At 62.0% G+C, this 21,508-nt stretch carries 16 protein-coding genes and 4 tRNA genes; 11 read left to right on the top strand and 9 right to left on the bottom strand.

Going from position 1 to position 21,508, the window contains the following annotated elements:
• The 4 genes from B3397_RS11215 to thiO are packed head-to-tail and all read left to right on the top strand — an operon-like array spanning window position 1 to window position 5,113.
• Complete coding sequence (locus tag B3397_RS11215) at window positions 1-510, top strand: pilus assembly PilX family protein (protein WP_296249973.1); 510 nt, start codon at window positions 1-3, stop codon at window positions 508-510.
• Window positions 494-3,586: a pilus assembly protein gene (locus B3397_RS11210; RefSeq protein WP_296249971.1), complete on the top strand. Its 3,093-nt coding sequence runs from the start codon at window positions 494-496 to the stop codon at window positions 3,584-3,586. Before B3397_RS11215 ends, B3397_RS11210 begins: the two co-directional genes overlap by 17 nt.
• A gap of 8 nt (window positions 3,587-3,594) precedes the next feature.
• Window positions 3,595-3,990, top strand: coding sequence for a type IV pilin protein (locus tag B3397_RS11205; protein WP_296249970.1), 396 nt, complete (start codon window positions 3,595-3,597; stop codon window positions 3,988-3,990).
• A gap of 19 nt (window positions 3,991-4,009) precedes the next feature.
• Complete coding sequence (gene thiO / locus B3397_RS11200) at window positions 4,010-5,113, top strand: glycine oxidase ThiO (protein ID WP_296249967.1); 1,104 nt, start codon at window positions 4,010-4,012, stop codon at window positions 5,111-5,113.
• A 90-nt stretch (window positions 5,114-5,203) separates the two neighbouring features.
• Here the strand turns inward: thiO and B3397_RS11195 are convergent, their stop codons facing one another.
• From B3397_RS11195 to B3397_RS11180, 4 genes are all read right to left on the bottom strand, one after another.
• A complete protein-coding gene (locus tag B3397_RS11195; RefSeq protein WP_296249965.1) occupies window positions 5,204-6,544 on the bottom strand; it encodes a sigma-54-dependent transcriptional regulator in 1,341 nt (446 codons plus the stop codon).
• Between the two features lie 2 nt (window positions 6,545-6,546).
• Window positions 6,547-8,142: a sensor histidine kinase gene (locus B3397_RS11190; RefSeq protein ID WP_414704373.1), complete on the bottom strand. Its 1,596-nt coding sequence runs from the start codon at window positions 8,140-8,142 to the stop codon at window positions 6,547-6,549.
• Window positions 8,132-8,365 (bottom strand): PP0621 family protein, encoded by a 234-nt coding sequence (locus B3397_RS11185; protein ID WP_296249962.1) that lies wholly within the window; start codon window positions 8,363-8,365, stop codon window positions 8,132-8,134. The genes B3397_RS11190 and B3397_RS11185 overlap by 11 nt, the downstream gene beginning before the upstream one ends.
• A 285-nt stretch (window positions 8,366-8,650) precedes the next feature.
• Window positions 8,651-9,673 (bottom strand): outer membrane protein assembly factor BamD, encoded by a 1,023-nt coding sequence (locus B3397_RS11180; protein ID WP_296249961.1) that lies wholly within the window; start codon window positions 9,671-9,673, stop codon window positions 8,651-8,653.
• A 150-nt stretch (window positions 9,674-9,823) separates the two neighbouring features.
• Here B3397_RS11180 and rluD point away from each other — a divergent pair, with 150 nt between their 5' ends.
• The 7 genes from rluD (at window position 9,824) to B3397_RS11145 (ending at window position 15,255) form a co-directional block, all read left to right on the top strand.
• On the top strand, window positions 9,824-10,786 hold the full coding sequence (gene rluD / locus B3397_RS11175) for a 23S rRNA pseudouridine(1911/1915/1917) synthase RluD (protein WP_296249959.1): 963 nt from the start codon (window positions 9,824-9,826) through the stop codon (window positions 10,784-10,786).
• Window positions 10,783-11,520, top strand: coding sequence for a peptidoglycan editing factor PgeF (gene pgeF / locus B3397_RS11170; RefSeq protein ID WP_296249958.1), 738 nt, complete (start codon window positions 10,783-10,785; stop codon window positions 11,518-11,520). Before rluD ends, pgeF begins: the two co-directional genes overlap by 4 nt.
• A 346-nt stretch (window positions 11,521-11,866) precedes the next feature.
• Window positions 11,867-14,431: an ATP-dependent chaperone ClpB gene (clpB, locus tag B3397_RS11165; RefSeq protein ID WP_296249957.1), complete on the top strand. Its 2,565-nt coding sequence runs from the start codon at window positions 11,867-11,869 to the stop codon at window positions 14,429-14,431.
• A 404-nt stretch (window positions 14,432-14,835) separates the two neighbouring features.
• Window positions 14,836-14,911: transfer RNA gene (locus B3397_RS11160), tRNA-Asn, on the top strand.
• A 10-nt stretch (window positions 14,912-14,921) separates the two neighbouring features.
• Window positions 14,922-14,998: transfer RNA gene (locus tag B3397_RS11155), tRNA-Pro, on the top strand.
• A 5-nt stretch (window positions 14,999-15,003) separates the two neighbouring features.
• Window positions 15,004-15,079, top strand: a tRNA-Lys gene (locus B3397_RS11150).
• 99 nt (window positions 15,080-15,178) lie between these two features.
• Window positions 15,179-15,255: transfer RNA gene (locus B3397_RS11145), tRNA-Pro, on the top strand.
• A gap of 206 nt (window positions 15,256-15,461) precedes the next feature.
• Here the strand turns inward: B3397_RS11145 and B3397_RS11140 are convergent.
• From B3397_RS11140 to B3397_RS11120, 5 genes are all read right to left on the bottom strand, one after another.
• The gene (locus tag B3397_RS11140; protein WP_296249956.1) at window positions 15,462-16,763 is read right to left on the bottom strand and encodes an NAD(P)/FAD-dependent oxidoreductase; all 1,302 of its coding nucleotides are present in this window, start codon (window positions 16,761-16,763) and stop codon (window positions 15,462-15,464) included.
• 63 nt (window positions 16,764-16,826) lie between these two features.
• Window positions 16,827-17,000: a DUF3094 family protein gene (locus B3397_RS11135; RefSeq protein WP_296249955.1), complete on the bottom strand. Its 174-nt coding sequence runs from the start codon at window positions 16,998-17,000 to the stop codon at window positions 16,827-16,829.
• Between the two features lie 408 nt (window positions 17,001-17,408).
• Window positions 17,409-18,038, bottom strand: coding sequence for a DUF1780 domain-containing protein (locus B3397_RS11130; RefSeq protein ID WP_296249953.1), 630 nt, complete (start codon window positions 18,036-18,038; stop codon window positions 17,409-17,411).
• A 224-nt stretch (window positions 18,039-18,262) separates the two neighbouring features.
• Complete coding sequence (locus B3397_RS11125) at window positions 18,263-19,153, bottom strand: alpha/beta hydrolase (protein ID WP_296249952.1); 891 nt, start codon at window positions 19,151-19,153, stop codon at window positions 18,263-18,265.
• Complete coding sequence (locus B3397_RS11120) at window positions 19,153-21,387, bottom strand: TonB-dependent siderophore receptor (RefSeq protein WP_296249950.1); 2,235 nt, start codon at window positions 21,385-21,387, stop codon at window positions 19,153-19,155. The genes B3397_RS11125 and B3397_RS11120 overlap by 1 nt, the downstream gene beginning before the upstream one ends.
• Window positions 21,388-21,508: the final 121 nt, after the last annotated feature.

Raw genomic sequence — 21,508 nt, 5'->3', positions numbered from 1 at the left:
ATGAGTATTCGAACCCGTTACCGGGCCGCGAGCGGGCAACGAGGGATGACCCTGGTGGTCTGCCTGGTGTTTCTGCTGCTGCTTACCCTGATAGGCGTTTCGTCGATGCAGAACGCCACATTGCAGGAAAAGATGGCGGGTAGCGTGACCTTGCGCAACGGCTCGTTCCAGATAGCGGAGGCCATGTTGCGTCTGGGCGAGAACACCGTGAAGGCCACGGCCTATACCCAGACGTTCTGCAACACCGCCGCCAACTGCGCCCCGCCCACCACTGCCAACACCATCGGTACGAGCAGTTATGCCGCCGCCAACGGGGTGGTGTGGGTGCAGTCCGGGTCGGGCTATTACGCTATCCAGAAAGTCGGCACCACGAACAACCCTTCGATCATCGCCAGTGGTGTGCCCATCAATACCACCCGAAAATTCTACGAGCTGTACCGCATCACCGGAGTAGGCATCCAAGGTACTTCGCGAACCGTGTTGGAGAGTATCTATGCCAAGCAGCAGTAAATGGCGCGGTGTGTTCAAGTTCTGTCTGGGCCTGGTGATGGGGCTTTACGTCAGTGCGCCTTTGTATGCGTTCACGCCCTCGGATTCACCCCTGCTGAGTTCGGGCTCGGTGACGCCGAACGTGATGCTGCTGGTGGATGACTCCGGCAGTATGGATAACCTCATCCGCGCGCCGGGTTTCGATCAGTCGGTATCGAGAACGCAGATCTACATCTGCGGCTACAGCAACTCGTGCAACCAGTACTACAACGTCGATATGGACAATGAAAACCTGTTCTATAGTGCGTTCCGCCAAGGTAACTGCGCGAACAACTATTCTGGTTTCCTGCGTCCCAACGGGACCAGATACTGCCTTCGTCTGCCCGATCCGGTCGGCGGCGGCAATACGCGTTATTCGGCGCGCTACATCTCGTATCTGATCGACCTCTTGCCCAGCGGTACCACCACCAAGAACTACCTGGACGGCACCATCCCGACAGACTCGCGTATCAATGTGGCGCGCAACTCCGCCTCCGCGATTGTCGACGCCAACCGTACATTGCGCATTGGTTTGGCCACCTTCAACTCGCCGCGCTCGGGGGACTCAGGCCCGGGTGGATTTATCTCGCGGGGTATTGCCGACATCAGCACCACGTCCACGGCCACCAATGCCAACTACAATGCCCTGCAGGACGCCATCGGCGACTTGCGCTCCATTGCCAACACGCCCTTGGCCGAAGCGTATTACGAAGTCACCCGGTACTTCCGGGGCATGTCGCCGTACTACAACAGCACGCCGAGCACCTACACCAGCCCCATCCAGTATCGCTGCCAGAAGAACTACGGTGTGGTGATCACCGATGGTCTGCCTACCTATGACCGTACCTTTCCCACCAATGACCCACAGGGTGGAGCGCGACTGCCCAACTGGGACGGCGACAGCAGCAACGACGGCGATAACCTCAATGGCGACGGTGAGGGCGACACCCTCTACCTGGATGATATCGCCAAGTTCGCCTACGACATCGATATGCGTTCAGGTGGAACCGACGCGGCAGGTAAAAGTTGGGATGCCGCCGACTTTCCCAAGCAGAACATGTCCACCTACACGGTGGGTTTTGCCGCCAACAACCAGATGCTCCGGGACGCTGCGGAGAAAGCGGGTTACGGACAGGGCAAGTATTACCAGGCGACCGGTGCGGACGAGCTCAGCGCGGCACTGACCTCTGCGCTGAACGACATCTCCTCCAAAGCCGGCTCGGGCGGCGGTGGCGCGGTCAACTCGGTCAACCTGACGGCCTCTTCCCTGTATTTCCAGACGTTCTACGATCCTACCGACTGGCGCGGCACGGTACGCGCCTACAACCTCGACAGCGCCGGCAACCCGACTTCTCCACCGGTGTGGAGCACGGACGACAAGATCAAGACCGCAGGCACCACGACGTTTCAGTCATGGAACATATTGACTGGCCAACCGATAACGCTTTCGTTGCTCAATTTCTCACCCGCCCAGATCCTTACCCTGGGTTCCGGCGCCTCGAGTCTGAGTACGCTTGAGAAACCTGTGTCCGCCAATGATCTGGTCGAGTGGACCAAGGGTACCAACAAGACCGGGCTCAAAGTGCGCTCGGTACTGCTCGGCGACATCATCAACTCGCCGCTCGTGTACGCTTCGCCCACTGCCATCAACAGCTCCGACACTACGGGTGATTTCAGCTATACCACCTACCTTGGAATCAAGGCTGCGAGCATGAGTGCGAGCCTGGTGGTCAACAGCAACGATGGCATGACCAACGTCCTCAACACCGACGGCACCCGGCGCTATGCGTACCTGCCATCAACGACGCTGTCCAACCTGAGTGCGGTGGCCAATCCCAACTACATCAATGGCGTTGGCCACAAGTTCATGAACGACGGCCAACTCACCGTGGCCGACGCCCAGGTCAACAACAGCTGGAAAACATTGGCCTTGGGTGGGGTAGGGGCCGGTGGCCGGGCCTACTACGCCCTGCAACTGTTCGAAGCCGGGGGCAGCAACACCACGCGGGCGCTGTGGGAGATTTCCAACAACACCACAGGCTACAGCAACATGGGGTATGCCTATGGCAAGCCGGAAGTGGCCCGTCTCAAGGATGGCACCTGGGCGGCCTTTATCTCCAACGGTTACGGCAGCACAACCGGTCGGGCTTCGCTGTTTGTGGTCAATTTGTCCACAGGGGCATTGATCAAAGAGATCCAGACGCCCATCGTCAACTCCGGCGAAACGGATAACGGACTTTCATCGGTGGCGTTGGAGGTCAACAGCCAAGGCGTCGTGCAGTATGCCTATGGCGGGGACTTGAAGGGGCGCCTGTGGAAGTTCGACTTCACCAATACTACCAATGGCGTAGTGGGCTTCTCCAATACGCCACTGTTCACCGCTTCAGGTGGGGCGACACAGGCGATCACCGCCCAGCCGACCATCGGCAGCTACACCCAAGGCCGGCAGATCATCTTCTTCGGCACGGGCAAGCTCAATGAAGTGGCGGACAAGACCACCACAACCACCCAGGCGTTCTACGCCGTGGTCGACGCCAATGGCGCTACCGCCAACTACACCGAGTCCATGCTGCAACGCCAGACCATCACCAACATCACCGGTAACAAGGTCTATACCAGCCAGAACGATGTGGACTACAACACCCGCAAGGGCTGGTACATGCCGCTGACCTACGGCACCACTTCCACGGGCGAGCGGGTGCTGTACCCGGCATTGCTGATCGATGGGCGGGTGTACTTCACCACGGCAATCCTCGATACCAGCGACCCCTGTGCCAGCGCCGGTTCGAGCAAGTTGATGGAGGTGAATGCGGAATCTGGCAAGATGATCACCACCTTCAATATCTTTGGCGGCACCGAGGCCACGTCCGGGATGGTGGTGGCGGGTGGCTTGATCAACACGGCGTCCGTGGTGTCCTATGTCGACGCCAATGGTGACGAAAAGGTTGCGATCCAGACGCCCAACACCGGCGACAGTGGCCCCGCCCCCGGCGGTCCCGCAGTCCCCGACCCGGGCAGCAACCTGAACCGCCGTATCATGTGGCAACAACGACAATGAGTGTCCGTATGCACAAGCAGCAAGGCTTTACCCTTATCGAGTTGATGATTGTGGTAGCGATCGTCGGGATTCTGGCCGCTATCGCCTACCCCAGCTATACCGAGTACGTGAGACGCACACACCGGGTGGAGATTGGCCAAGTGCTGGTCGAAGGCGCCCAGACATTCGAGCGTGCGTTTACCCGGACGGGCTCCTATGCGGATGTGCCCGATGTGGCTGGCAACACCTGGTACACCGTGGTAACGGTGAAGAATGCCACTGCCTTCAGCCTGACCGCAGCGCCAAGGGCGGGGGCCATGATGGTGGGCGACAAGTGTGGCAGCTTCGTCATCGATCAAACCGGCGCCCGCACCAACACCGGCATGGCCGCCGGCACCACCTCCGCCTCCTGCTGGGGCCGCTGAGCCTGCTTTGGACACTTCGATGCACGAACACACCCTGATCGTCGGCGGCGGCGTCATTGGCTTGCTGACCGCTTACAACCTGGCTGCTCACGGCGGCCATGTCACCCTGATCGACCGCAGTGCCATGGGCCAGGAATCCTCCTGGGCGGGCGGCGGTATCGTGTCGCCGCTGTACCCATGGCGTTACAGCCCGGCGGTGACGGCTTTGGCTCATTGGTCGCAGGATTTTTACCCACAGCTGGGCGAGCGACTGGCTGCCGCCACGGGTATCGATCCCGAAGTGCACACCACCGGCCTTTACTGGCTGGACCTGGACGATGAGGCCCAGGCGCTGGCCTGGGCCGAGCGCAATCGGCGGCCGCTGTCGGCTGTGGATATCTCGGCCGCCTACGATGCCGTGCCGGCGCTGGGTGGCGGCTACAAGCGGGCGATCTACATGGCCGGGGTGGCCAATGTGCGCAATCCGCGGTTGGTGAAGTCGCTGAAGGCGGCGTTACAGGCAATGCCCAATGTGACCCTGCGTGAGCATTGCGAGGTCGGCGGTTTCCTGCGCGATGGCGATCGGGTCGTGGGGGTGCGCACCGCCGAGGGCGATGTGCGCAGCGATCAGGTGGTGTTGACCGCCGGCGCCTGGAGCGGGGAGTTGTTGCAGACTCTGGGCATTGGCTTGCCGGTGGAGCCGGTGAAAGGGCAGATGATTCTGTTCAAGTGCGAGGCGGACTTTCTGCCGACCATGGTACTGGCCAAGGGGCGCTACGCGATTCCACGGCGTGATGGACATATTCTGGTGGGCAGTACGCTGGAGCACGCCGGTTTCGACAAGACACCGACGCTGGATGCGCTGGAAAGTCTGAAACTGTCGGCGATCGAGTTGTTGCCGGCGCTGGCGGACGCAACGCCGGTGAAGCATTGGGCAGGGTTGCGCCCAGGGTCGCCGGAGGGGATTCCCTTCATTGGACCGCTGGAGCGGCATCCGGGGCTGTGGCTGAATTGCGGGCATTATCGTAACGGGCTGGTGCTGGCACCCGCTTCGTGTGAGCTGCTGACGGATTTGCTGGTGGGGAGGCCACCGGTAATGGACGCTGGGCTGTACGCGCCGGATGCGCGATTGGGGTTGGTGTAGGTTCTCTCCTGTAGTACGCGATCGGCTCCCTCTCCCCAAGGGAGAGGGCTGGGGTGAGGGGACCCGTCACCACCGATCCCCAGCCATGGCCTAATCCAACCCCAACTTCTTCAACCGATACCGCATCGACCTGAACGACATATTCAGCCGCTGCGCTGCCGCTGTTCGGTTCCAGCGCGTCTCTTCCAGCGCCTGCAGTATCAGCTTGCGTTCCACGCTCTCCAGGTAATCTTCCAGATTATCCACCTCCGCCAAGCTGGGCTCACCGGCTTCCGGCGCTGCTGCCGACTCGCTCAGGCGCAGGTCGCTGGCCTCGATACGCTCGTCTTCACACAGCGTGTACGCCCGTTCGAGCATGTTCTCCAGTTCCCGCACGTTGCCGGGGAAGCGGTAGCCCTTGAGGGTTTCCAGCGCCTCGGGGCTTAGTTGGGCAGGCGCCTGGCCGCCCGCCAGACGCTTGAGCACGTTGCTGGCAATCAGCGGGATGTCTTCGCGGCGCTCGCGCAGGCAGGGCACGCGCAGTTCGATCACATTGAGCCGGTAATACAGGTCCTGGCGAAAGCGCTGGGCCGTCACTTCGTCGGCGAGGTCTTTGTGGGTTGCGCTCAAGATACGCACGTCCACCACGTTCTCGGTTTGCCCACCCACTGTGCGCACGGCCTTCTCCTGGATGGCCCGCAGCAGCTTGACCTGCATCGCCAGCGGCAAGTCTGCGACTTCATCCAGAAACAGGGTGCCGCCATGGGCCACCTGGAACAGCCCTGGCTTGTCTTCGGTGGCGCCGGTGAAGCTGCCCTTGCGATGGCCGAAGAATTCACTCTCCATCAACTCGGCAGGGATCGCCCCGCAGTTCACCGGAACGAAGGGCCGGTCTGCGCGCGGGCCCTGCTCGTGGATCAAGCGGGCGACCAGCTCCTTGCCGCTACCCGATTCGCCGCTGATGTACACCGGCGCCTGGCTGCGCGCCAAGCGGCCGATCTGCTTGCGCAGCGCCAGCATCGGCGGCGAGTCGCCCAGCAGGCGTTCGTCGATGCTGGGCTCCTTGCCCACAGGCACAGGGGCAGGCATGCGCAGGGCAGTGCCCACCAGTTCACGCAGGCGAGCCAGGTCCACCGGTTTGGTGAGGAAGTCGAAGGCGCCGGCCTTGAGGGCGTTGATCGCCGTTTCCAGGCTGCCGAAGGCGGTGATCATCGCTACCGGCACCTGTGGATAACGTTGCTGGATGAACTGCACCAGCTCAAGCCCGGTACCGTCGGGCAGGCGCATGTCGGTCAGGCACAGGTCGAAGGCCTCGCGGGCCAACCACTCGCGCGCTTCTTTGACATTCCGGGCGCTGCGGGTGTCCAGCTTCATGCGCCCCAAGGTGATCTCCAGCAGTTCGCGGATGTCCGGCTCGTCGTCCACGATCAGAATTTTTTGCCGAGCGCTCATAGTCATCCCTGTTTGCGCGGGTGGGCGAAGGTGATTCGCATACAGCTGCCCCCTCTCTCACGTGCTCTGTAGTCTAGGTGCGCCTGGTTGCTTTCGCATAACTCGCGGGAAATATACAGGCCCAGCCCCGTGCCCTGGCTTTCGGTGGTGAAGAACGGCTCGAACATGTGCTGCAGCTGATCTGCCGGGAAACCGGGGCCGTCGTCCAGCACTTCCAGTATCGGCAGGCCGTTGGTCGGATCGACGAACAGGTTCAGCCAGACTTGCGCGGTGCCGTGGTGCTGGGCGCTGTAGCGCAAGCCGTTTTCCACCAGATTGTTCAGCACCTGGGTGAGCTGATTGGCATCCATCCGGGTGTGTAGCGCGCCGTCGGTCACGTACATGTGCAACTGCTGGCCGGCGCGGGCGACGGTGCGGAACTGGGCCACGAAATTTTCCAGCCATGCCTTGAGGTCCAACGGCTCCGGGGCAGCGGGCCGACGTCGCGACAGCTGCAGCACGTTTTCGATGATCAGGTTCATGCGCTTGGACTGATCCTGAATGATCTGCGTCAGCCGCCGGTCGCTCTCCGGCAACTCGTCAGACTCCTGCAGCAACTGCCCTGCATGGCTGATCGCACCCAATGGATTGCGTATCTCGTGGGCAATGCCGGCGGTCAGCCGACCCAGTGCGGCCAGTTTGAGCTGTTGCGCCTGCTGGGCGATCTGCGACAGGTCCTCGAGGAAGATCAGCGTCTGCTGCTGTTCGCCGCCGCGGCGCAGGGCAATGAAGCTGGCCTGAATCGACGGCCCGGTGGCCTTGAGCTTGAGGCTCTTGACCCGCAGCGCCGGATTGGTCTGCCATTGCAGCAGGCGTTCAATGAGGTCGGGGGAATGGTCGGCGATCAATTCGTCCTGAAGGTGCAGCCGCCCGAACAGACTCAAAGCCCCCTGGTTGGCCATCTGCACCCGAAGTTCGGCGTCCAGTACCAGAATGCCCGTGCGCATGCGTTGCAGGATCAAAGCATTCAGCGCCTCCAGATTGGTCATATCGCTGGCGCGTTGTTCAGCGAGGTTTTCGCTGGTGCTCAGCAGCCGACCCAGGCCCTGCACCATGAACGACACGGCGAAACACAGCACACCCAGGGTGCTGGCTTGCAGGTAGTCGTTGGCAGCGGCCGGGCGCGAGATGCTGAGGTAGAACGTCAGGTAGATGATGCCGATGGTGGCAAGGGCAGCGATCAAGAGTCCGAGGCGGCCGCGTACCAACAGGTTGCCCATGGCCACCGAGGCAATCATCAGGTTGCCGATGCCGCTGGCAGTACCGCCTCCGGCATAGAAAAGCCCGGCCAGCAGGACGATATCCGTGGTGGCCAGACTGAACACCGGCAGCAGCCGACGGGGATTGCCCATCAGCACCACGACCAGGATGTTGAGAATCAGGTAGAGCCAGCTGCCCGTACGGAACAATTCGCCATCGGCCAGTTCCAGCAAGCGGTTGTCCATGTTGCTGGAGATCAGCAGCACCAGCGACAAACCGATGGTCAGGCGGTAGAGGTGGTACAGACGCAGCATTCGCTGCGCCTGGGCACCCCCTAGAAATTGAGCTTCAGCGGGCACCGTTGGTCGGCCCTTGCTCCAGATGAGGCTGGCTGCAATACCAGTGGCTGTCGCGGCGCAGGGCACGGTCCTGGGGCAGATGCACGCCACACTGGGCGCAGCGAACCATGGTCAATGAGGCCGGTTTGTCGTCGCCGCGAGGCTGACGGGCGGGGGCGTTGAACTTGCGCCATAGCCAGATGGCGGCAAAAACGACGGCGATCCAGAAAATCAGGCGAATCATGGGGGTGTTCAGCTTTGGTGAGGGAGATGGCGCAGTGTAGGAGGGGGGGCGGTGGTGAGCAAGCGATGGTCATAGGGTTTAGAGGTTGCAGTGCTCAGGCTGGCGTCATCGCGGGCAGAGCCCGCTCCCACAATGATCAGCGGATCTTCCCGCCCTCCTGAAGCCCCAAAGATCCCCTGTGGGAGCGGGCTCTGCCCGCGATGAGGCCAGAATTAACACCCCAACTCCCACAAACAAAAAAAGGGACCCGCAGGCCCCTTCTTTTCAATCCGCCAACCCGATTTCTCAGTCGAACAGACCAAAGGTGGCGTAGCTGAACCAGGAACGGCTCTTGCCTTCCTCAGCCGCGGGTTCCTGCTCTTCGGCGGTACCCCCCTCGGAGGCTGGCAACAGCTCCTTGGGAATGGCGTCCTTGGCTTCCTGGTACTGACGCTGCACGTCCTGGTTGGCGCGGGTTTCGCCCGGCGGCAGTGGGTCGGTGTTGTTGCCGATCCAGCCCAGAGTGGCCTTGGACAGCCACGAGCGGTTGTCCGCTTCATCCTGCTGGGGCACGAATTTGCCGTCATCCAGGCTTGGGTGGTCCGGATAGTTGGTTTTCAGGGTCTCCAGGCTGGTAGCGGCCAGGTCGTCCAGATGCAGGCGCATGTAGGCTTCGGTCATCACAGCCAGGCCGTCGCCGACGGACGGCGTTTCCTGGAAGTTCTCCACCACGTAGCGGCCACGGTTGGCGGCGGCGACGTAGGCCTGACGGGTCAGGTAGTAGTCGGCCACGTGGATTTCGTAGGAAGCCAGCAGGTTGCGCAGGTAGATCATGCGCTGCTTGGCGTCCGGCGCGTAGCGGCTGTTGGGGAAGCGGCTGGTCAGCTGGGCGAACTCGTTGTAGGAGTCGCGGGCGGCGCCAGGGTCACGCTTGGTCATGTCCAGCGGCACGAAGCGCGCCACCAGGCCGCGGTCCTGGTCGAACGAGGTCAGGCCCTTGAGGTAGTAGGCGTAGTCGACGTTCGGATGCTGCGGGTGCAGACGAATGAAGCGCTCCGCAGCGGACTTGGCGGCTTCGGGCTCCGAGTTCTTGTAGTTGGCGTAGATCAGCTCGAGCTGCGCCTGGTCGGCATAGCGCCCGAACGGGTAACGCGACTCCAGGGCCTTGAGCTTGGCGGTGGCACTGGTGTAGCTGTTGTTGTCCAGGTCGGTCTGTGCCTGCTGGTACAACTCGACTTCGCTGAGGTTTTCATCGACGACCTCTTTGGTCGAAGAACAGGCCGCGGTGAGTCCGAGGATGGCGATCAGCAGCAGGTGTTTCACTTGCATGGCGGCTTGCGTCCCTATAAACGGCCGCTGTCTCGGGCGTGGCCGTCCTGTTATGATGAGCACCCCGTGGAACCCCCGGGGCAAAAGACGCCGTATTTAACCACAAGCGTGCAGCTGAAACCAAAGGCTGTGCCGCCGCCTAGTCCGAGCATGTCCGAGATCATACAACTTCGCGCAGAGGTACCGTCCGATTTGGGCGGTCAACGCCTCGACCAAGTCGCCGCCCAATTGTTCGCCGAGCACTCGCGCTCGCGCCTTTCCGCCTGGATAAAAGAGGGCCGCCTGACCGTGGACGGGGGCGTGCTGCGCCCGCGCGATACCGTGCATGGCGGCTCCGTGCTCGAGCTCAATGCCGAGCAAGAGGCGCAAGGTGAATGGGTGGCCCAGGACATCGAACTGGACATCGTCTACGAAGACGACCAGATCCTTGTCATCAACAAGCCCGCGGGCCTGGTGGTGCATCCCGCCGCCGGTCATGCCGACGGTACCTTGCTCAATGCCCTGCTGCACCACGTGCCGGACATCATCAATGTGCCGCGCGCGGGCATTGTCCATCGTCTGGACAAGGACACCACCGGTCTGATGGTGGTCGCCAAGACCATCCAGGCACAGACCCAACTGGTCGCTCAGTTGCAGAGCCGGTCGGTGAGCCGCATCTATGAGTGCATCGTCATCGGCGTGGTCACCGCCGGCGGCAAGATCAACGCGCCCATCGGTCGGCACGGCCAGCAGCGCCAGCGCATGGCGGTGATGGAAGGCGGCAAGCAGGCTGTCAGCCACTACCGCGTGCTCGAGCGCTTCCGTTCCCACACCCATGTGCGGGTGAAGCTGGAAACCGGTCGGACTCACCAGATCCGTGTCCATATGTCGCACATCAACTTCCCGTTGGTCGGCGATCAGGCCTATGGCGGTCGCTTCCGCATTCCGCCGGCCGCCAGCGCGACCATGGTCGATGCGCTGAAAACCTTCCCGCGCCAGGCGCTGCACGCGCGCTTCCTGGAGCTGGATCACCCGACCACCGGTGAGCGCATGGGGTGGGAGTCGTCGCTGCCGGACGATTTCGTCTGGCTGCTCTCCCTGCTCAAGCAGGATCGCGAGGCATTCGTCGGGTGAATGACTTCGCGCAGGGCCTGCTGATTCCCGACTGGCCGGCGCCAGAGCGGGTCAGGGCCTGCGTGACTACCCGTGAAGGGGGCGTCAGCGAGGCGCCCTATGCGAGCCTGAATCTGGGCAATCACGTTGGCGACAGCGCCGAGGCCGTGGCCCAGAATCGCCAGCGTTTGACCTCACACTTCGGCATCCTGCCGGCATGGTTGAGCCAGGTCCACGGTATCAAGGTGGTCGAGGCCGATCCGGCGCGGGTGCTGGAAGCCGACGCCAGCTGGAGCACCACCCCTGGCATCGCTTGTACGGCGATGACGGCTGACTGCCTGCCTGCACTGTTCTGCAACCGCAACGGCACGCAGGTGGCGGCGGCCCACGCCGGTTGGCGAGGACTGGCCAACGGGGTGCTCGAAGCCACCGTTCACAGTTTTGCCGAGTCGCCGGATCAGTTGCTGGTGTGGCTGGGCCCGGCGATCGGGCCGCGCAATTTCGAGGTGGGCGCCGAGGTGCGCGAAACCTTCCTGGCTACCCATCCGCAAACCGCTGAGGCTTTTGTGCCTGGGGCGGCCCCCGATAAGTTCATTGCCGACATCTATGCCCTGGCCCGTTTGCGTCTGGCGGCGGTGGGGGTGACGGCGGTGTACGGGGGAGGGCTGTGCACGATCGAGGATGAGCGGTTTTTCTCGTATCGTCGCGCTGCGCGTACCGGACGGTTTGCTTCGGTGGTGTGGCTGGAAGAGTAGCTGCGCGGCGGCGGGCCTCATCGCGGGTAGAACCCGCTCCCACAGGGTTGTATGGAAGTGTGCAGGGCTTCAGGGCCTCATCGCGGGTAGAACCCGCTCCCACAGGTTTGTATGGTTTTTTGTACGGCTCAGGGGCCTCTTCGCGGCTTTACGCCGCTCCTACAGGGGGGGCTTTTGTAGGAGCGGCGTGAAGCCGCGAAGGGGCCGGTATTGGCACACCACAGCATTGTTTGCAACCCCCATCCTTGAATCTTCCCCAACACCCCCCATCTAACTGTCATCTCTGGCAGGTTTTCTTCATCAGGTGTGTCCATCGCTCCGGCCTGCCCCATTAGGAAGGTGACTCATGCGTATAGACCGTTTGACCAGCAAGTTGCAATTAGCCTTATCCGATGCCCAATCCCTGGCGGTGGGTATGGATCATCCCGCCATCGAGCCGGCCCACCTCATGCAGGCGCTGCTCGACCAACAGGGCGGTTCCATCAAGCCCCTGCTGATGCAGGTCGGTTTCGACGTCAACAGCCTGCGCAAGGCGTTGAGCAAGGAACTCGACCAGCTGCCGAAAATCCAGAACCCTACCGGCGACGTCAACATGTCCCAGGACCTGGCGCGCCTGCTCAACCAGGCTGACCGCCTGGCGCAGCAGAAGGGTGATCAATTCATCTCCAGCGAGCTGGTGCTGCTGGGCGCCATGGACGAGAACAGCAAGCTGGGTAAATTGCTGCTCGGTCAGGGCGTGAGCAAGAAAGCGCTGGAAAACGCCATCGTCAACCTGCGCGGCGGTGAAGCGGTCAATGACCCCAACGCCGAGGAATCGCGCAAGGCCCTGGAAAAATACACGGTCGACCTGACCAAGCGCGCCGAAGAGGGCAAGCTGGACCCGGTCATCGGCCGCGACGATGAAATTCGCCGCACCATCCAGGTCCTGCAGCGCCGTACCAAGAACAACCCCGTGTTGATCGGCGAGCCCGGTGTGGGCAAGACCGCCATTGCCGAGGGCCTGGCGCAGCGCATCATCAATGGTGAAGTGCCTGACGGCCTCAAGGGCAAGCGCCTGCTGTCCCTGGACATGGGGGCGTTGATCGCCGGCGCCAAGTTCCGCGGCGAGTTCGAAGAGCGCCTCAAGGGGCTGCTCAACGATCTGTCCAAGCAGGAAGGGCAAATCATCCTGTTCATCGACGAGCTGCACACCATGGTCGGCGCCGGCAAGGGCGAAGGCTCCATGGACGCTGGCAATATGCTCAAGCCGGCCCTGGCTCGCGGCGAACTGCACTGCGTGGGCGCGACCACGCTCAATGAGTACCGCCAATACATAGAGAAAGATGCAGCGCTGGAGCGGCGTTTCCAGAAGGTGCTGGTGGAGGAGCCGAGCGAAGAAGACACCATCGCCATCCTGCGCGGCCTGAAGGAGCGCTACGAAGTGCACCACAAGGTGGCCATCACCGACGGCGCGATCATCGCGGCGGCCAAGCTCAGCCATCGCTACATCACCGATCGTCAGTTGCCCGACAAGGCCATCGACCTGATCGACGAAGCCGCCAGCCGTATTCGCATGGAAATCGATTCCAAGCCCGAAGTGCTGGACCGTTTGGAGCGCCGCCTGATTCAGCTCAAGGTGGAATCCCAGGCACTGAAGAAGGAAGACGACGAGGCCGCGATCAAGCGCCTGGAGAAGCTCACCGAAGAAATCAATCGGTTGGAGCGTGAGTATGCCGACCTCGAGGAAATCTGGACGTCCGAGAAGGCCGAGGTTCAAGGCTCTGCTCAGATTCAGCAGAAGATCGAACAGTCCCGCCAGGAGCTGGAAGCCGCCCGTCGACGTGGCGACCTGAGCCGCATGGCCGAGTTGCAGTATGGGGTCATCCCGGATCTGGAACGCAGCCTGCAGATGGTCGACCAGCACGGCAAGAGCGACAACCAACTGCTGCGCAGCAAGGTGACCGAGGAAGAGATCGCCGAAGTGGTGTCCAAGTGGACCGGGATTCCGGTGTCCAAGATGCTCGAAGGCGAGCGTGAAAAGCTGTTGAAGATGGAAAGCCTTTTGCACCAGCGTGTGATTGGTCAGAACGAGGCCGTGGTGGCTGTCTCCAATGCGGTACGGCGCTCACGTGCCGGCCTCTCGGACCCCAACCGCCCCAGTGGCTCGTTCATGTTCCTGGGCCCTACCGGCGTGGGCAAGACCGAGTTGTGCAAGGCGCTGGCCGAGTTTCTCTTCGATACCGAAGAAGCCATGGTGCGTATCGACATGTCCGAGTTCATGGAGAAGCATTCCGTGGCGCGGCTGATCGGTGCTCCACCGGGCTATGTGGGTTACGAGGAGGGTGGCTACCTGACCGAAGCCGTGCGCCGCAAGCCGTACTCGGTGGTGCTGCTGGACGAGGTGGAGAAGGCGCATCCGGATGTGTTCAACGTGCTGCTTCAAGTGCTTGAAGACGGCCGTCTGACCGACAGCCACGGCCGTACGGTGGACTTTCGCAATACCGTGATCGTGATGACCTCCAACCTGGGGTCGGCGCGGATTCAGGAGTTGGTGGGCGACCGCGAGGCGCAACGCGCGGCGGTAATGGACGCGGTGGGTAGCCACTTCCGGCCGGAGTTCGTCAACCGTATCGACGAGGTGGTGATCTTCGAGCCGTTGGCCCGGGATCAGATTGCCGGTATCACCCAGATCCAACTGGCCCGCCTGCGCAGCCGCCTGGCCGAGCGCGAGCTGCGCCTGGAACTGAGCGACGAGGCGTTGGACAAGCTGATTGCCGTTGGCTACGACCCGGTGTACGGCGCGCGGCCCCTCAAGCGGGCAATCCAGCGCTGGATCGAGAACCCGCTGGCGCAGTTGATCCTGTCCGGGCGATTCCTGCCGGGCACGTCGGTGACGGCGTCGGTGGCAGATGATGAGATTGTTTTTGGGTAACGTGGTGTGAGGGAGGTCGCCATCGCGGGCAGAGCCCGCTCCCACCGAAATAGGGGTGTATCGGAAATGACCGGCACCCATTGATCCTGTGGGAGCGGGCTCTGCCCGCGATGAGGCCCGATCTGACACACCCCATTGATTTCCCGTTGCATTTTCATTTCAAGGCTTGTAAAGTGCGCCCCGCTGTCGGTCATCCCGCAGAGCCGAACGTTTCACCCGGTTCTGAAAAAAAGTTGCAAATCAGTGTCTTGAAAGCGATTTAAGGGTTGACAGGGGTTTTGAAGATTGTAGAATAGCGCGCCTCAGAGACATGAACGCAGCGATGCGAACAGGTCGAAGAGTTCAAGGCGGTAGTGATACAGGCTTGAAGCTGTAGCAGTTGTAGATGTACTGAAATTGATAGTTCCGTGATAGCTCAGTCGGTAGAGCAAATGACTGTTAATCATTGGGTCCCAGGTTCGAGTCCTGGTCACGGAGCCAAATTTCATATCGGGGTATAGCGCAGTCCGGTAGCGCGCCTGCTTTGGGAGCAGGATGTCAGGAGTTCGAATCCCCTTACCCCGACCATATTTGGGTCGTTAGCTCAGTTGGTAGAGCAGTTGGCTTTTAACCAATTGGTCGTAGGTTCGAATCCCACACGACCCACCATTTTTGATTCCGGTTCGCCGGGTCAGATCTTAAGGAAGTCCTGGTGTTTAACAGCATCAGGCACCAAAGAAGGCGCCTTTCGGGGTGCCTTTTTTGTACCGGGGTATAGCGCAGTCCGGTAGCGCGCCTGCTTTGGGAGCAGGATGTCAGGAGTTCGAATCCCCTTACCCCGACCATATTCGAAAAAAAGGCGCCTTAGATGGGCGCCTTTTTTTTGCGTGTTTTTTGAGGTTCATCAGTGGCTGTGTCGGCCTCATCGCGGGCAGAGCCCGCTCCCACAGGTTTGAGCGGGCCTGTACGCGGCTCCTACAGGACACGTACTGCTCGCGTAGGAGCGGCGTACAGCCGCGAAGGCGTCGGTACAGCCGCTACCTCCCTCGGATCAGTGCAACTTCAACCGCGGCTCCGTGCCCCGCCCGATACGGCTGCCCAGCATCAACATCGCGGTCCTGAACAACCCATACAGCGCCGCCTGGTGCATCCGGTACAGCGACACATAGAACATCCGCGCCAGCCACCCTTCCAGCATCACGCTGCCGGTCAGGTTGCCCATCAGGTTGCCGACCGCCGAGAAGTGCGACAGCGAAATCAGCGAGCCGTAGTCCTTGTAGGTGTACTCCGGCAGCGCCTTGCCCTCGATGCGCAGCTTCAGCGACTTGGCCAGCAGGGAGGCCTGCTGGTGAGCGGCTTGGGCGCGCGGCGGTACGTTGCGATCCGTGCCGGGTTGAGGGCAGGCGGCACAGTCGCCGAAGGCGAAGATGTTGTCGTCGCGTGTGGTCTGCAGGGTAGGGCGTACCACCAATTGGTTGATGCGGTTGGTTTCCAGGCCATCGATCTCATGCAGGAAGCCCGGCGCGCGGATGCCCGCCGCCCATACCTTCAAGCCCGCCGGAATCACCTGGCCTGTGGCGGTCACCAGGTTATCGGCGGTCACTTCGCTGACCGCGGCATTGGTGAGCACCGTCACGCCGAGCTTTTCCAAGGTCTTGTGCACCGGGTTGCCGATACGTTCCGGCAGTGCGGGCAATACGCGTGGTCCGGCCTCGATCAGGGTGATACGCATGTTTTCCGGCGCGATCCGGCCCAGACCATAGGCGGCCAGTTCCTTGGCGGCGTTGTGCAGCTCGGCGGCCAGTTCCACCCCGGTGGCACCGGCGCCGACAATCGCCACGCTGATCTGCTCGCGGCTTTCATCGTGGCCGGCGTGGGCACGCAGGTAGTGGTTGAGCAATTGCTGGTGGAAGCGCTCGGCCTGTTTGCGGGTGTCCAGGAACAGGCAGTGCTCTGCGGCGCCCTGGGTACCGAAGTCGTTGGTGGTGCTGCCGACCGCGATCACCAGGGTGTCGTAGCTGATCGAACGGGCAGGCACCAGGTCCTGACCGGTTTCCGGGTCCAGGGTGGCGCTGAGGTGGATCTGCCTGGCGGCACGATCCAGGCTGCTCATGCGGCCCAACTGGAATTCGAAGTGGTTCCACTTGGCTTGGGCGACGTAGTTCAGCTCATCCTCGGACGAGTTCAACGAGCCGGCCGCCACTTCATGCAACAGAGGCTTCCAGATGTGCGTGAGATTGGCGTCTACCAGCGTGACGCTGGCAGTGCCGCGCTTGCCCAGGGTTTTACCCAGGCGGGTAGCCAACTCCAGGCCGCCGGCGCCGCCGCCGACAATAACGATACGGTGTGTCATGGGGATATCTCATAAGGTTTACGGAATTCGGGAGGTCTGCGGGAAGGGCGAGCGCCAGGCAGCTCATAGCACCATTCCACTGAGCAGACGGCTCAACAGACCCAGGCCAATCACCACTGCGATCGTCAGCACAAGGAGCAGCCAGGGCCGAAAAGGCCGGCGCTCGACTTGGTGCTGAGGGGCTCGCAGGTACTCGTCGACACGTTGCTGGTCGTCGGGGTTCAGGCGGCTGGTCATGATGGCCTCGAAAGGATAGACGTTTCAGACTGTGATAAAGCTACAGTGTTCAGTGGCAGCAGGGGGATTTGTGTTGTGAGCACTGGCCCCATCGCGGGTAGAACCCGCTCCCACAGGAGCCTGCATGCAGCGCGATCTGCTGTTGAAGCAGGTTCCACCCCCAATGAGGCCAACCCACCTCTCACAGCCATCACGCCAGCCAGACCCAGGTCCCACCCAGGCCCCCGCATGCACTGCGGCCCCCCTGTGGGAGCGGGTTCTACCCGCGATGGGGCCAGCCCAGCCAACCCACCTCTCACGGCCATCATCCCAGCCAGGCCTAGATCCCACCCAGGATCCCGCATGCACTGCGGCCCCCTGTGGGAGCGGGTTCTACCCGCGATGAGGCCAGCCCGGCCAACCCACTTCTCATAAACTGATCCCCACATCGAACACAATGCTGCGCCCCAGATTGGCCCGTAGAAAATCAGGTGCATCGGGATGGGCAAACAACACCCGAGCAAACGTAGGCCCGACCAACGACAGCGACCGCCACCCCTGGCGCAGAAACTCCGTGGGGGGCGGGAAATGGCTGTTCAGATCGAGGATCTCTCGCTTGAGACTGGCGAAGGCGATGATGTCCAGTTCACCTAGATCCAGCCCCCGCTCGCGGTAGTTGTGGGCTTTTTTGCGCAGGGTCGGCGCCAGACGCTGCAACAGCTCTGGCGCCCGTATTCGCTTTGGGCGTGCCTCGCGGCGTACCAACTGGCTCAGGGAAAACGCACTGCGCCGGCGTTGCAGTTCTTCGCGCCATTCGTCGTTGAGCCGGCGACCCTCGTCCAATACGAAGAACACCTCGAAGCTGGCCTCGCGAAACAGCACGTCGGGAGGCTCCTGGCCGGCAGGCGTGAACTCGTCCGGGCGGTAGGGGATGTTCAACCCTTGCAGCAGGCGCTCGCAAACCCAACGCTCACGCTCCCATTTGCGGGCATTGGAAAGGAAGGCGTTGGCCTGCTCGGCTTGGCTGGTGAGCAGGCGTAGGTAGTCGGAATCATCCATGGCCTTAGCTTAGCCCGCATCATGCTTGGCGAGAAAGCAGGGTGCAGATATTCCTTGAGGGATTCGCCGTCTGTACCGGCCTCATCGCGGGCAGAGCCCGCTCCCACAGGGGTTTTCTACTGGCATAGGGATCTGTGGTGCTGAAGGGGATCGAGTGGACAGCGCGATTTCCCTGTGGGAGCGGGCTCTGCCCGCGATGAGGCCGGTGCAGACGGCGCTCCTGCTCAGGGCTGCCCCAAGGTATATCGCAACGAAGCGCCCAGCATTGGCCCATGCTCCAGCCCCGGAAAGATCCGGTAACGCGTGTGCAACCCTGGCACCGCGTACACCCCATCCAGCAACTGGCGCACGGCAGCCCCTGGGTCCGGCGCCCCGGTCTGCGCTCCAGGCCCGCGGCCCTCACTGTCGCCACGCATCAACAGCAGATTCGCCGAGCCACTGCCCAGCATGGCCGGCAACCCCGACAGCCCCTTCAGTCCCGCCCCCTCGCCCCACCACAACGACGGGCTGGCCGACGCATAGGTTAAAAACTCCCCAGGCCGCGTCATCAGCGCATGCAGCACCAGCAGCCCTCCGTAGGAGTGCCCCCACAGCGTCTGCTGCTTCAGATCCACCGGCACCGTTTGCTGCACCATGGGCTTGATCCGCTGCGCCAGCAGATCCAGAAACTCATCCGCACCACCGCTGGGCAGCCCGTTGGCAGGATCGAGTTGCGGGCCACTTTCCAGTCTCGGTGTGTAGTCATAGGTACGCGCCACCCGGTCGATGCGCAACGGCGAAGTGGAGCCGATCGCCACGATCACAGGCGGCTCGGCGCTGGCATTGAGCTGGCGCAACAACCGCCGGTCCAGCGCGCCGACCGCCGCGTTGCCATCGAGCAGGTAGACCACCGGATAGCCCTTGGCAGGCGCGCTGTGCTCGGGCCGGCCGATGTACAGGCGGTAATGGCGCTGGCCGTCGACAGAGTCCAGGGTGCGGGTCTGGAAACCATACCCCGTGTCCGTCTGTTCCAGCACCGGAGCCACCATGGGCTGCTGCAAGTCGGGCCGGGCCTGTACAGCACCGTGGGTCAGCAGCCCGGCGACGGCCAGCCCGATCAACATGGATTTTTTCATCAGAATGACGCCGTCAGGCTGGTGTACAAGGTACGCCCAGACTCGTTGTAGGTCGCCGCGCCCGCGCCCTCGATGTTATTCACACCCTGGGCGTTACCCTCACGATACAGACGCTTGTCGAACAGATTGTCGATGCCAGCGGTCAGGCTCAGGTTCTTGCTCAGCACATAGGTGCCGCTGACCCCGGTCAGGGCATAGGGTGACAGCTGATTGTTGGACGAGCCCGTCACACGGTCGCCGTGATAGTCGTATTTTTTCGGTTTCTGTTTGCCGTACCACGCCACGCTCAGTTGCAGCGAAAGGTCTTCACTGGCCTGCCAGTCGAGCATGGAATTGAGGGTGTACTTGGGCGTCACCGACAGCACGTCGCCGGTTTCCTTGTTCACCGAACGCAGCATGTAGGTGAAATTGTTGGTCCAGTTAAGGTCGTCGTTCAGCGGCAGGGTCAATGTGCCCTCCAGGCCCTCGACCAATGCCTTGGGCACGTTCTCCCACTGAAAGATGCTGGCGTTGGCCGTGGTGCCGCTACCGCCGATGGCCGTGCCTACCGGGGTCAGGCCGGACTCGATCTTGTTCTTGTAGTCGTTGCGAAAGTACGTCAGGCCGGCCACCACACCGTCGTTGCGGTACTCCAGCCCCAATTCCTTGTTGACGCTGGTTTCCGCCTCCAGATTCGCATTGCCTTGCAGGTAGCAACTGGTGGTTTGGCCATAGCAACCCTGGCCATTGCTGTAGAGCAGATAGTTGGGATTCACCTGGTACAGGTTGGGCGCCTTGTAGGCACGGGCAATGCCGGCCTTGAGCGTCAGCGTGTCGGTCAGCACCTGCGACAGGTTCAGCGACGGGCTCCAGTTGTTGCCGACGATATCGTGGTGGTCGAAGCGCAAGCCCGGAGTCAGCTTGGTGCCCGGCATCAGTTCGATATTGTCCTCCACGAACACCGACGAAATATGTGCTTCGGAATGGCTGCTGCGGTTACTGCTGGCCAGCCCAGGCACCGCACCGCCCGCCGTGGTGGTCTGCACGTTGGAATTAGGGTCTCCCAAGCTCTGCTCGACCCACTCGGTACCCAGGGTCAGCATCTGGTCGACGCCCCAGTGCAGCGGCAGATTCACCTCGCCATGGGCGGCCAGATCACGCAGGGTATTGGTGCTGAAATCGTTGCTGGAAAAGATCCCTTCAGTACCGCCGGCCAGACCTTCCTTGAGACGACGGTTGCGGGTCTTCTCGTATTGCAGATAGGCCAGCGAGGTGCCGAAATCCCAGTCACCACGGTGGGTGAGGGCAAAGTTTTCGCGGTACAGGATATTGGTCTCGTGGCCCACCATGCTGCGCACCGTGGCGTTGCTGTTGGTGTTCTGCGTGTCGCCGGTGTAGATGTTGCCCTGACGGCTGTAGCCGGCCTCGACATCCAGGGTCTGCTCAGGGCTCAGCTTCCAGCTCAACAGCCCGTTGACGTCCTTGTTGCGCGTGCCTTCGCGTCCGGCTGGCAGCGTGCCCACCTGATTGCCGGTGCGCACTGACTCATGGCCGGCGTTGATGTCTTGATCATCCGCATCGCTTTTGGCGATGTTGCCGTACACCCGGTAGCTGAGGCTGTCAGTGAGTGGGCCGTTCAAGCCGAAATTGACCCGCTTGCTGGCGCCTTCCTCGCTGTGCTGCGAGAACGACTGATACACCGTGGCCGAGCCGTGGGTTTCGCTACCCGGCTGCTTGGTGATGATATTCACCACACCCCCTGCCGCGCCGTTGCCATAGCGCGCGGCGGCGGGACCCCGAATGACTTCGATGCGCTCGACCTGATCGGCTGGCACCCAGTTGGTATCGCCCCGGCTGTCGCGCTCCCCGCGCCAGCCGTAACGCACCGAATTGCGACTGCCCACAGGCTTGCCGTCCACCAGAATCAGCGTGTTTTCCGGGCCCATGCCACGGATGTCGATCTGCCGATTGTTGCCGCGCTGGCCGCTGCTGGAGTTACCTGTGAGGTTGACGCCGGGCATGGTACGGATGATCTGCGACAGGTCGTTGGCGGGCGGGCGCTTCTTGATGTCTTCGGCGGTGATGATCGAGACCCCCGGCGCCTGCTTGATTTCCTCTTCGGCGGTGGCGATTACCGACTGCGATTCCAGCTCGATGGGCTGGGCGGCGGTCTCGGCCTGGGCCGCGACCGGCAGCAGGTTGCAGGCGCCGAGCAACAGGGCGAAGAAGGGCAGGGGCGGCAGACGCAGGCGCATCGGTGATCTCCATGAATGCAGGCCAGAGGTGGCCGGAAGATCGCTGATGGTAATGATTGCTAAATGATAGTAAAGATCATTAACTTTCTAAACAATTGGGTGTGCGGCATCCTCATTTCAG

Origin of the sequence: Pseudomonas sp. UBA4194 (assembly GCF_002379585.1) — a bacterium.
Classification (GTDB): Bacteria; Pseudomonadota; Gammaproteobacteria; order Pseudomonadales; family Pseudomonadaceae; genus Aquipseudomonas.
Note: the sequence above shows the minus strand (reverse complement) of the source record. Positions and strands in the feature narration are given on the sequence as shown.